At 69.9% G+C, this 11,169-nt stretch carries 11 protein-coding genes; 5 read left to right on the forward strand and 6 right to left on the reverse strand.

Going from position 1 to position 11,169, the window contains the following annotated elements:
- Window positions 1–170: 170 nt before the first annotated feature.
- Window positions 171–371 (reverse strand): DUF397 domain-containing protein, encoded by a 201-nt coding sequence (locus tag AH6_RS43255; RefSeq protein WP_083983971.1) that lies wholly within the window; start codon window positions 369–371, stop codon window positions 171–173.
- Window positions 372–373: 2 nt separating this feature from the next.
- Window positions 374–1,219: a helix-turn-helix domain-containing protein gene (locus AH6_RS41700; protein WP_067491970.1), complete on the reverse strand. Its 846-nt coding sequence runs from the start codon at window positions 1,217–1,219 to the stop codon at window positions 374–376.
- A 309-nt stretch (window positions 1,220–1,528) separates the two neighbouring features.
- On the opposite strand from AH6_RS41700, the gene AH6_RS41705 reads away from it, so the two are divergent.
- The 4 genes from AH6_RS41705 to AH6_RS41720 all read left to right on the forward strand — a co-directional run bounded on the left by AH6_RS41705 (window position 1,529) and on the right by AH6_RS41720 (window position 5,684).
- A complete protein-coding gene (locus tag AH6_RS41705; RefSeq protein ID WP_067491972.1) occupies window positions 1,529–1,771 on the forward strand; it encodes a hypothetical protein in 243 nt (80 codons plus the stop codon).
- On the forward strand, window positions 1,765–2,289 hold the full coding sequence (locus AH6_RS41710) for a hypothetical protein (RefSeq protein WP_067491974.1): 525 nt from the start codon (window positions 1,765–1,767) through the stop codon (window positions 2,287–2,289). Before AH6_RS41705 ends, AH6_RS41710 begins: the two co-directional genes overlap by 7 nt.
- Before the next feature lie 182 nt (window positions 2,290–2,471).
- Window positions 2,472–3,986, forward strand: a complete 1,515-nt coding sequence (locus AH6_RS41715) for a M20/M25/M40 family metallo-hydrolase (protein WP_067491976.1) — start codon at window positions 2,472–2,474, stop codon at window positions 3,984–3,986.
- 177 nt (window positions 3,987–4,163) lie between these two features.
- A complete protein-coding gene (locus AH6_RS41720) occupies window positions 4,164–5,684 on the forward strand; it encodes a M28 family metallopeptidase (protein ID WP_067491977.1) in 1,521 nt (506 codons plus the stop codon).
- 109 nt (window positions 5,685–5,793) lie between these two features.
- Here the strand turns inward: AH6_RS41720 and AH6_RS41725 are convergent, their stop codons facing one another.
- Window positions 5,794–6,615: a DUF4097 family beta strand repeat-containing protein gene (locus AH6_RS41725; protein WP_067491979.1), complete on the reverse strand. Its 822-nt coding sequence runs from the start codon at window positions 6,613–6,615 to the stop codon at window positions 5,794–5,796.
- A 104-nt stretch (window positions 6,616–6,719) separates the two neighbouring features.
- Entirely contained in the window at window positions 6,720–7,346 is a 627-nt protein-coding gene (locus AH6_RS41730) for a cob(I)yrinic acid a,c-diamide adenosyltransferase (protein WP_067491981.1), read from the reverse strand.
- A gap of 88 nt (window positions 7,347–7,434) precedes the next feature.
- On the opposite strand from AH6_RS41730, the gene AH6_RS41735 reads away from it, so the two are divergent.
- Window positions 7,435–9,021, forward strand: coding sequence for a GMC family oxidoreductase (locus AH6_RS41735; RefSeq protein WP_067491983.1), 1,587 nt, complete (start codon window positions 7,435–7,437; stop codon window positions 9,019–9,021).
- Window positions 9,022–9,129: 108 nt separating this feature from the next.
- Here AH6_RS41735 and AH6_RS41740 read toward each other — a convergent pair whose 3' ends face one another.
- Together AH6_RS41740 and AH6_RS41745 are read right to left on the reverse strand one after the other, a co-directional pair.
- Window positions 9,130–9,630 carry an outer membrane protein assembly factor BamB family protein gene (locus AH6_RS41740; protein WP_067491985.1) on the reverse strand — a complete coding sequence of 167 codons (501 nt, stop codon included), beginning with the start codon at window positions 9,628–9,630 and terminating at the stop codon, window positions 9,130–9,132.
- A 433-nt stretch (window positions 9,631–10,063) separates the two neighbouring features.
- Entirely contained in the window at window positions 10,064–10,525 is a 462-nt protein-coding gene (locus AH6_RS41745) for a hypothetical protein (RefSeq protein WP_067491987.1), read from the reverse strand.
- Window positions 10,526–11,169: the final 644 nt, after the last annotated feature.

Consider the following 11,169-nt stretch of genomic DNA (forward strand, 5'->3'; position numbering starts at 1 on the left):
AAGGGGCTCTGCCCCCTGCACCCCCGTCCCCGGTGGCCGGGGTCGCTGTGATGGTTCGCGCACGGGGCCGGGGTCGTTGGTCGGGTGCGGGGCGCGGGCTGAGGTTGTTGGCCGTCCCTGATAGCGAAGGCCGCACCCCATCCGGGACGCGGCCTTCCATAGCTTCGAGCTCAGGCGGTGATGCGACCGCTGCGGATGTCCTGAAGCAGCGAGCCGAACGCGTCTCGTGGAAGGGCCAGCTTGGGGCCCTCAGGGTCCTTGCTGTCACGAAGTCCGACGAGATCGGGAAGACCAGCGACCTCGACACAACTGTCGTTGCCGCCGCCGCTGCGACTGCTCTTGCGCCAACGAGGCAGTGGAAGGTCGGACATGGCTACTCCTTGATGACGTCGCTGATCAGCTTGATGGTGTCCTGCTCGGAAAGCGTGGCATCGACCAGCTTGTCGAAGGCCATGTTGCAGCGCTTCACGTCGATGTAGTTCTCAACGTATATACCTCCCGCGAGCGTCTCCAGGTAAGCGGTGGACAGGTCGAGCGGGCTGGGGAACTCGAAGATCACCATTGCCCCTTCCCCGATCACCGGATACTGGCCGACGGAGATGGGGAGGACACGGATCGACACGTTCGGCAGTTCCGCGGCTTCCCGAAGCGCTGTCAGTTGACCCAGCATCACCTTGGGGCCACCGACGGGACGGCGCAGTACCTCTTCGAGGAGCAACACGCTCACGCGCGGAGGTTCCTGGCGCGCGAACAAGGTCTTGCGGGTCATACGCGCCTGGACACGCCGGTCGATCTCCTCGGGGTCGTCCGGGATGTGTTCCTTGATGAGCGCGCGGGCGTACTCCGGTGTCTGGAGCAGGCCAGGGACCACCTGCACCTGCCACGACTTGATCGAATCTGCCGCGTCCTCAAGCTCGACATAGGAGCCCGCCAGGACGTCCTCATAGGCGACCCACCATCCGCGTCGGCGGATGGTGCGGGCCAACTCCAGCAGGGCCAGTCGCACGGCGTCGTCCATGTCGCCGTAGGCGTCGAGGATCTGGACGACGTCCGCCACGGTGGGGATGTTGCGGGCAGTTTCGATCTTGACGAGTTTCGGGCGGGACCAGCCGATGATTCCGGCGGCTGCCTCTGGAGTGAGTTCGGCGCGTTCTCTGAGGCGACGAAGCTCGGAGGCCAGGCGTCGTTGGCGAGCAGTGGGTCCGGTTTCGACAGTCATGGGGGACTTCTCCAGGTGACGGCCATGCTCCTGGCGTTGCGGCTGAGTGTGGTCAACAAGCTAGTTTCGTGTTTCCAGTTGCGGAACAAGTTCTGACAGGCAAATGTGTGTGCCAACACGAAGAACGACAGCGACATTAACTGATCATGTTTCGTCTCGCTGGATAAAAGGAGAAACCGACGTCCACTGCGAGAAATGATCAAAAGAAAAGCGGGCGCGACAGCGCCGAGAAGATCGCCGCGCGGCCAGGTCCCTGGCCTGAGAACCATCCTGGCCGCGCGGCTCGACCTCACGAGGAGGTGTGCCGTCATGGTAGACGCATCGGCGGCGGCTGCGGAGAGGGTCACCGCCCTGCAAGCCGCGCACCCGGACTGGCGGGTGTGGCGGTCGCGGAGCGGGGCCATGTGGAACGCGACGCGACGCCGCTATCTCTCGATGCAAGAGCTGTACGGAGGGCTCGCCTCCACCCTGCTCTGCGAAGGACCCCAGGAACTGGCCCAGTGCCTGGACGAGCAGGCGCAACGCGAACGCGTCCTGGTGGCGCGGTGGTGATCAAGTGGGCGGGAGACGCCGGACGGCTCCTCGCCCCTTTCGCCGCCCAGGCCCAGGCCGCCGGATGGCGTGTCGCCGAGCGGTACGAACACATCCCGCCGCACGTCCGCGTCACCTTTCCCGGCGTGGGGCCCGTTGGAGCCGATGTTGGGGTCGCTGTCCGGGCCGACGGTGCGGGTGGCATGGTGCCCTGGCTCGTTCGGCTCGACGGTGTGCCGCTCGCCATCTGCTCCGATCCCCGCCTGGCTGTCGTCCGGCTGCGCGAGCAGGCCGCGCCCTGGACGCAGGCGTTCCAGCGCGGACCATCCCTCCACCTCCCCGGCGATCTCGTTCCGGGGTGGTGTGTGGAGCGTGTCGGCGTTCGGCTCGTCGCGCGGCGGTTGGGCGGCCTGACCGACTACCAGCTCCAGAACGGGTGCCTGCCGGAGCTGGTCGCCGATGGCACCGGTGAGCTCGTCGTCCTCTGTCAGGCGCAGTCGCGGTTGGCCGATCAGGTCGCCTCCGCTCGGCGGCGGTAACGCGGTAGCGCGACGGCGAGGGCCGCTTCCACAGGGTGGGGGCGGCCCTCGTCTTGTCGGTGGGGCCGGTGGTGCGTCCCGTGTCCCGATCGAGACGTAACCGTCACATGATCAGCGTTGTTGCTTTTGGGGTGGAATGGAACTATCCGGGACATTCCCGTACTTCCCCCCACAGGAGCGATATGCGCAAGCTCGCCCTCGGCGCCGCTGCCGTGGTGGCCGCCTCGCTGGTCACCGTGCCGGCGACGCAGGCCATGGCCGCGCCGGACCTCGCGTCCCTGGTGACCGCCAAGGACACCACCAAGCACCTCGACGCCTTCGCGGAGATCGCCAAGTACAACGGCGGCAACCGCTCGGCCGGGTCGCCCGGTTACGACATCTCGGTGAAGTACGTCGTCAGCCAGCTCAAGAAGGCCGGGTTCACCCCCAAGACCCAGGCGTTCCCCTTCGACTTCTACCGGCAGACCGGCAAGGGCGCGCTGGAGCAGACCGCCCCCGGCCAGGTCTCCTACAAGGAGGGGACCGAGTACAACACGATGGAGTACTCGGTCGCCGGTGACGTCACCGCCTCCGTCACGGCCGTGGACGTGCCCGCGCCGGGCGACGCCGGTTCCTCCGGCTGCGAGGAGGCCGACTTCGCGGGCTTCCCGGCCGGGAACATCGCGCTCATCCAGCGCGGCACCTGCAACCTGATCGTCAAGAGCGAGAACGCCAAGAAGGCGGGCGCGTCGGCGGTCGTCATGTACAACCGGCCCGACGTGGAGGGCCCGATCACCGGCGCCACCCAGGGCACCCCGGCGGGCCTGCCGGTCATGTCGATCACCCACGCCATCGGCCGCCAGCTCATCCCGCTCGCCCAGGCCGGCACGCTCAAGCTGCGCGTGAAGTCCGAGACGCTGAACGAGCGCCGCACCACCCACAACGTCATCGCCGAGACCAAGCACGGTCGCGCCGACAACGTCGTGCTGCTCGGCGCCCACCTGGACAGCGTCCCGGCCGGGGCGGGCATCAACGACAACGCCACCGGCTCGGCCGCGATCCTCGCGGTCGCCCAGAAGGTCAACAAGCTGGGCAAGAAGAACATCAAGAACAAGGTGCGCTTCGCCTGGTGGGGCGCCGAAGAGATCAACCTCGTCGGCTCGACCTACTACGTCGAGAACCTCTCCGAGGCCGACCGCGCCAAGATCGCGCTGAACCTCAACTTCGACATGCTGGGCTCGCCCAACGGCGTGCGCGCGGTCTACGACGGCGACGACTCCTCCGGCGCGGGCACCAACCCGCCCGCGGGCTCGGGCGCCATCGAGGCGGTCATCAAGGGCTACTTCGCCAAGCGCAAGCTGCCCACCGTCGAGAGCGAGTTCAACGGCCGCTCCGACTACGGGCCGTTCATCGAGCACGGCATCCCCGCCGGCGGCATCGACACCGGCGCCGAGGGCATCAAGACGCCCGAGGAGGCCAAGCTGTTCGGCGGCACCGCCGGCCAGCCGTACGACCCGTGCTACCACGCCGCGTGCGACGGGCTGAAGAACGTGAACTACAAGCTGCTCGACACCAACGTCGACGGCGTGGCGTTCGCGACCCAGACCTTCGCCAAGAGCACGCTGCCGGTCAACGGTGAGGCCCGCCGCCGCGCGGCCCTCAAGGCCGCCGCCGCGCCGAAGTCGACCACCGACGTGCACGGCCACTCGCTGCGCTAGCCCTCGGTACGGCCGTCTTTCCGCCGCGGGCCCCGTCCGGTTCTTCCGGGCGGGGCCCGCGGTCGTCTCAGTCTGTGATATTTCCGTGATCCAACCGTCATAACGGCGACTCTTGTTGCGTATGTGAGCGAATGCCACGATCCAGGCATCCCCCCGCCTTACCGACAGGAGCGAAGGTTGCGCAGACTCGCGATAGGCGCGGCGGCCCTGCTGGCCGTATCCACCGTCACGGTCCCGACGGCGGACGCGGCCTCCGGCCCCGACCTCGCCAAGCTCGTCACGGTCAAGGACGTCCGCAAGCACCTGGAGGCGTTCCAGGAGATCTCCGACTACAACGGCGGCAACCGCCAGTCGGGTCGCCCCGGGTACGACATCTCGGTGAAGTACGTCGTCAGCCAGCTCAAGAAGGCGGGCTTCACGCCGCAGGTGCAGAGCTTCCCGTTCTGGGTGTTCGACCAGCTCGGGCCGGGCGCGTTCGAGCAGGTCGCGCCCACCAAGGTCGCCTACAAGGCGGGCACCGAGTACGGCACCTACGAGTACTCCGGCAACGGTGACGTCACCGCCGCCGTCACGCCCGTCGACCTCGACGGCGACCAGGGCCCGGCCGGTTCGTCCGGCTGCGAGGCGTCGGACTTCGCGGGCTTCCCCAAGGGGAACATCGCGCTGATCCGCCGCGGCACCTGCGTCTTCGGCGACAAGGTCAAGAACGCGACGGACGCCGGGGCGTCCGGCGTGGTCATCTACCAGCGCACCGGCGCGGACGTCCCCAACGACGAGCCCGCCGTCTACGGGCTGAGCGAGCCCGCGCCGTTCCCGGTGCTCGGCACCACCTACAAGATCGGCAGCTCGCTGGTCGCCGCAGCCAAGGCCGGGACGCTGAGGCTGCGGCTGAAGGCGGAGACCCGCAACACCGCCAAGCCGACCTACAACGTCATCGCCGACACCAAGCAGGGCCGCGCCGACAACGTCGTGGTCGTGGGCGCGCACCTGGACAGCGTGCACGACGGCCCCGGCATCAACGACAACGGCTCGGGCTCGGCGGCGATCCTCGCCATCGCCCAGAAGGTCGGCAAGCTGGGCAAGAAGAACATCAAGAACAAGGTGCGCTTCGCCTGGTGGGGCGCCGAGGAGGCCGGGCTGCTCGGCTCCTACCACTACGTGGGCAGCCTGTCGGCGGCCGAGCGCGCCAAGATCGCGCTCAACCTGAACTACGACATGCTCGGCTCGCCCAACTACGTGCGCTTCGTCTACGACGGCGACGACTCGATGGGCAGCGGCACCAACCCGCCCGCCGGTTCCGGCGCCATCGAGAAGACCTTCGTGGACTACCTCGCCAAGCGCGGCCTGAAGTCCGCGCCGACCGCCTTCGACGGCCGCTCCGACTACGGGCCGTTCATCGAGCAGGGCATCCCGGCCGGTGGCCTGTTCTCCGGCGCGGAGGGCATCAAGACCGCGGCGGAGGCCAAGATCTACGGCGGCAAGGCGGGCCAGCCCTACGACCCGTGCTACCACGCCTCCTGCGACACCCTGAAGAACATCAGCTGGACCGGGCTGGACCAGCTCACCGACGCCGCCGCGTTCGCGACGCAGAAGTTCGCGAAGAGCACGCTGCCGGTGAACGGCGAGGCCCGCAAGGCGCGCGCCAAGAGCGCGGGCGCCGCGGCTCCGATCTGGAAGGGCGGCATGGTCGTCCGCTGACGCATGATTCCGTCGTGTGACGCCTGATGTTGCTGCGTGCGGGCCCTGTCCGGTTTCTCCGGGCGGGGCCCGTTCGCGTTCGATCGGACAGGGTCCCGTTCGCGGTCGGTCAGGCCGGGCCCACCTTGACGCCGCCGTCGTTGCTCGACACGTCCACCCGGTACCGGGAGCGGTCGTCGCGGCGCAGGGCGGGGTCGATCCGCTTCGGGCTGTCCCTGGTCTTCGCGGTGATCGCGTAGCCGGTGGTGTTGGGCAGCAGCACGTTGATCGAGCCGGTGCCGGTGTGCGCCTTGAGGTCGGTCGGCGGGGTGAGGAACAGCAGGGAGAGCGAGCCGTCGCCGGACTTGGCGGTGACACGTTCGGCGCGCAGCCGGTCGGCGCTGATGTTGCCGGTGCCCGCCGTCAGCTCGACGGTGGTGACCTGGCCCGCCACGTCGATGCGGCCGTCGTTGTTGCGCACCTTCAGGCTGGGCGAGCGCAGGTCGCGGGCGGTCACGCGGCCGGCGTCGTTGTGCAGCCGCACCGGGCCGGTCAGGCCGCTCACGGTGACCTTGCCGTCGTTGGCGTCCACCTCCACGGGGGTGCCGCGCGGGACGCGCACCTGGTGGGAGAGGTCGCAGCGGCTGATGCCCAGCACCGTGCGCCCGCACCTGCCGGTGATCTTCAGGACGCCGCCGGTCACCGCGTGCCCGGTGGACGGCTTGTTGTTGCGGTTGGACCAGCCCAGCCGCTCGTGGACGGTGACGCGCCGGTCGTCGGTGCCGACGATCTCGATGTCGCCGTGGCCCGCGACCTTCAGCTCCGTGATCGCGTCGGTGATCTCGTAGGAGCGCTCGCTGCTGCCGGTGCCCACGTCCAGGCCGCCGCACCCGGCGAGGGCTCCGAGCGTGAGGACGACCGCCGGCGCCGTCGCCCCGATCCGCTTGTTCACGTGCGCTCCCGTGCTCGTCCGACCCGTCGCGTCAAGCTTGGCGGGGGGCCGGGTGGGCACGCCAGGTGGCGGTCCCGCATTCTGGAGGTGGGGCTAGCCCTACCTCAGCGCTCGCCGCCGGGCTTCCAGAGCACGTCGCCGTGGCCCGCGTTGGCGACCCGGCACAGGATGAACAGCAGGTCCGACAGGCGGTTGAGGTAGCGGGCGGTGAGCGGGTTGACCGCGCCCTCGACGGCGTCGGGGCCGGTGGCCGGGGACGCGCCGTGCGCCTCGATCGCGGCCCACGCCGAGCGCTCGGCGCGGCGGGTCACCGTGCGCGCCACGTGCAGCAGCGCCGCGCCGGGGGTGCCGCCGGGGAGGATGAAGCTGCGCAGCGGCGGCAGGTCCTCGTTGAAGGCGTCGCAGGCCGCTTCGAGCTGGTCGATGTAGGAGTCGTCGATGCGGAGCTGCGGGTAGGACGGGTTGGGCGTGACGGGGGAGGACAGGTCCGCGCCCACGTCGAACAGGTCGTTCTGCGCGCGGGTCAGCGCCGTGACCACCGGCTCGGCCAGGCCGCCCAGCGCGACCGCGACGCCGATGGCGGCGTTGGCCTCGTCCACGTCGGCGTAGGCGGCGAGGCGCGGGTCGGTCTTGGCCGTGCGGGACATGTCGCCGAGCGCGGTGCTGCCGTCGTCCCCGGTGCGGGTGTAGATCTGCGACAACACGACCGGGGTCTCCCTGTTCTTCGCCATGGCCGTCACTTTAGCCCTGCCGGAAGTCGAAGGTCGTTCGGTAGGGTTCCACTTACTTTCGGGCCTGGCGCGACCTTCGGAGGCGGCCTTGTACGACCACATCATCGTCGGCGCGGGAAGTGCGGGCTGCGTGCTCGCCGCCCGGCTCAGCGAGGACCCCTCGGTCAAGGTGCTGCTGCTGGAGGCCGGGCCGCCCGACGACGCCCCCGAGATCCACATCCCGGCCGCCGTCGCGTCGCTGATCAAGGGCCCCTACGACTGGGACTACACGACCACCCCGCAGGAGCACGCGGCGGGCCGCAGCGTCTACTGGCCGCGCGGCCGCACGCTCGGCGGCAGCTCCTCCACCAACGCGATGATCTACATCCGCGGGGCGCGGCACGACTACGACCTGTGGCGCGACTCCTACGGCTGCGAGGGCTGGGGCTACGCCGACCTGCTGCCCTACTTCCGGCGCGCGGAGGACCAGCAGCGCGGCGAGTCGGCGTTCCACGGCGTCGGCGGGCCGCTGCGCGTGGAGGACCTGCGCTTCAAGCACCCGCTGACGCAGGCGTGGGTGCAGTCGGCCAAGGCGTACGGGCTGGCGGCGAACGCCGACTTCAACGGCGCGGAGCAGGACGGCGTCGGCTTCTACCAGGTGACCCACAAGCGCGGGAAGCGCTGGTCGACGGCGGCGGGCTACCTGCGTCCGGCGCTGGAGCGGCCCAACCTGACGGTGGTGACCGACGCGATGGCGACGCGCGTGCTGATCGAGGACGGGCGGGCCGTCGGCGTCCGCTACGAGGTGCGCGGCGAGACCGTCGAGGCGCGGGCCGAGGGCGAGGTCGTGCTGTCGGGCGGCGCGGTGAACAGCCCGCAGCTGCTGATGTTGTCGGGCGTCGGTCCGGCCGACCACCTGCGCGAGCACGGCATCGACGTGGTGGTGGACTCGCCGGTGGGGCAGGGGCTCCAGGACCACCCGTTCGTGAACGTCATGTTCGCGACGCCCCGGCACCGGGGGTTGTGGGAGCAGGCCAACGCGCGCAGCTTCGCGCTGTACCAGGCGCTGGGGCGCGGGCCGTACTCGTCCAACGTGGCCGAGGCGGGCGGGTTCGCCCGGACGGTCGAGGGGCTGCCCGCGCCGGACCTCCAGTACCACGTGCTGCCCACGCCGTTCATCAACCAGGGTCTGGTGGAGCCGACGCAGCGGCTGCTGTCGGTGATGGTGACGGCGGTGGCGATCGCGAGCCGGGGCGCGCTGACGCTGCGGTCGGCCAACCCGCACGCCAAGCCGCTGATCGACCCGGCCTACCTGGCCGACAAGGCGGACCTGGACATCCTGGTGGCGGGGGTGCGGCAGGCGCGCGAGATCGCGGCGGTGGGGCCGCTGGGCGCGCTGGTCGGCGGGGAGTTCGCGCCGGGGGAGCAGGCGGACGACGACGCGGCGCTGGTGGAGTTCGTGCGGCGCGAGTGCGCGACGCTGTTCCACCCGACGAGCACGTGCGCGATGGGCGGCGACGGTGCGGTGTGCGACTCCGAGCTGCGGGTGCGCGGGGTGGAGGGGCTGCGGGTGGTGGACGCGTCGGTGATGCCTTCGGTGCCGCGTGGGAACACGAACGCGCCGACTATCGCTGTTGCGGAGCGTGCTGCTGATTTGATTCGGGGGCGGGAGGCGTTGGCTCCGGCTTCGCTTTAGCGTGGGGCTCTAGCGCGATTTTAGTGCGTACAGCGTTGTTTCGGAGCTGAAGTTTGTGTCGAAGTCGCCGCCTACGTAGTAGACGGTGTCGCTCTGCGCGGTGGCGCGCTAGGTGGTGAACTCCGGGCCCTTCCACGCGACCCGGCCTGAGGCGGCGTCGATCGACAGCAGCCCGTCGTAGGTGGCGACGTGGAAGCGGCCCGCCGCCGGTACCGGCCGTTCGGACGCCTGCACGTTCGGCCGGTGTTGCCAGCGGGGCTTGCCCGTCGCGAGGTCCAGGCCGGTGACCAGGTTCTTGCCGACCAGGCAGGCGGTTCCGGCGGCGATGGCGGGGGCGAGGTGGTCGGGGTCGAGGACGGTGGCGGTGAACGCGCCGCTGACGCGGCCGGCGGCGGTGATCTCGCGGCGGAAGCGGGCGCAGAAGTCGGGTTCGGCGGCCAGTTCGGCGTGCACGATCTTGACGGCGACGGGGCGTCCGGCGGGGGAGCGGGCGAGGTAGACGCGGCCCATGCCACCGGCACCGAGCCGTCCGAGGAGGCGGTAACCGCCGATTTCGGGCGGGTCTTCGGGGGCCAGGGGCGGCACATCGGACTCCTCGGTCTGGATCACGTCTCGTGGCAGATGAGATGCGCGTGCCGGGGAGGGACTTGCCTAGTGGGAGTGTCCACATACGGAAAACGCCCCCGCCGGGCGGCGGGGGCGTTGTCGCGCTGGTTGTTCGGACGGACACGGCGCGGGGGTCCGCCCGGCCGTGCCGGTCACTTCTTGCGGGCCTTGGCGGCGCGGCGGGCGGCCTTGGCCTCGGCCTGGAGGGCCTTCACACGGTCGGCGGCGATGGCCTTGCTGAACTCGGGGTGCATCATCTTGGCTTCTCCTTGTGGTGCCGGGTCGGCCTCTCCGGCCCGACATGTACAAGGTTCGTCCTAAGACCCCGGTCGCCACATTGGGACGACGCCTTATCTGTGCGCCTAGATGCGCCTTAGGCGGGCTAAGGCATCCTAGGGCGTGGCTTAGGGACGGGTTGAGGCGTCCAGGACATGGCTTAGACGGGCACGACGAGCTGGGGTTTGTCCTTCTCGGCGCCGTAGCGGAGGGTGTAGTGGGTGCCGCTGGTGGAGTCGGCCGTCCCGGCGAGGGGGAAGCCGATGACGAACTCGGAGCGATCGACCATCCAGCGGTTGCGCGCGTGGAAGCCGGTGCTCTTGATCTCGCCGCCCAGCTCGACGACCTCGACGCGGCCGGACTCGCGCGCGAGGGCGATGGCGTGCTGGGCGTCGGCGGGCTGGTCGACCAGGCGCGCGGGCACGGCGACGGTGACGTCGACGGGGGTGGCCTCGGCGAGCCAGAGGATCGCCAGGGTGTCGATCCCGGACGCGCCGCCGAGGTAGAAGCGGACGCCGGGCAGCGCCCACGGTCCGACGTACTCGGTGAACACGTCGCGGTACTCGGCCGGATCGCGGTGGCCGGTCGAGCGCGTTCCGGTGATCGTCACTGCGCGCGGCATCGTGCTCCGTTCCCTGGGGGTGCCGGGAGGATCGGACCAGCTTGCCACTTCCGTGGCGGCTGGGGAATGTCACGGGGGAGGGAAAGGGGCTGGGGGGCTTTCTGGGTGGGGTTTGGCGGGGGCTGGTGGTGGCTGCGGAGGGTGGGTCTTGGCTGCTGGGAGTAGTTATATCGCTGCGGGGTGGGGTGGGAGGGCTTATCGGGGGAGAGATCTGGTTGGAGGGCTTGATCTTGGGGCGGGCTTGGGGTGGTGAGGGGGGAGGGCTGCCGGCTGGCTCTTGGTTGAAATGTCCGAAGCTCAACAGTGCTCAGAATTTGTGTTACTTGCGGGTAGAGTCCCTGGTCGGCGGGCCTACTCCCCGCGCACGCGGGGATGGACCCGGGACCAACCTGATGATGCAGCTCGCCATGCTCTGCTCCCCGCGCACGCGGGGATGGCGTAGACGTGCTCCTGGTTCCGCGCGGGCTGGGGCTGCTGGGCGCGTTTACTAACCCCGCGCAGTGCCGGGATTGCTGGTCGGGCGCGGAAGACCCGCGCGGAACTGGGGTTGTTGGTCGGGCGAGGGGCGCGGGGTTGAGGTGCGCGGTTGGCTGTAGCCCCCCACGGATTGAGTCGGTGCAGCGTCCTCGGCGAAAGCGGCTGTG

It is taken from the genome of Actinomadura hibisca NBRC 15177 (assembly GCF_001552635.1).
GTDB lineage: Bacteria > Actinomycetota > Actinomycetes > Streptosporangiales > Streptosporangiaceae > Spirillospora > Spirillospora hibisca.

Bases quoted from the DNA above. Each gene is read 5' to 3' on its own strand.
- AH6_RS43255 (WP_083983971.1), bottom strand. From the start codon at position 371: ATGTCCGACCTTCCACTGCCTCGTTGGCGCAAGAGCAGTCGCAGCGGC.
- AH6_RS41700 (WP_067491970.1), bottom strand. From the start codon at position 1,219: ATGACTGTCGAAACCGGACCCACTGCTCGCCAACGACGCCTGGCCTCC.
- AH6_RS41705 (WP_067491972.1), top strand. From the start codon at position 1,529: ATGGTAGACGCATCGGCGGCGGCTGCGGAGAGGGTCACCGCCCTGCAA.
- AH6_RS41715 (WP_067491976.1), top strand. From the start codon at position 2,472: ATGCGCAAGCTCGCCCTCGGCGCCGCTGCCGTGGTGGCCGCCTCGCTG.
- AH6_RS41730 (WP_067491981.1), bottom strand. From the start codon at position 7,346: ATGGCGAAGAACAGGGAGACCCCGGTCGTGTTGTCGCAGATCTACACC.
- AH6_RS41745 (WP_067491987.1), bottom strand. From the start codon at position 10,525: ATGCCGCGCGCAGTGACGATCACCGGAACGCGCTCGACCGGCCACCGC.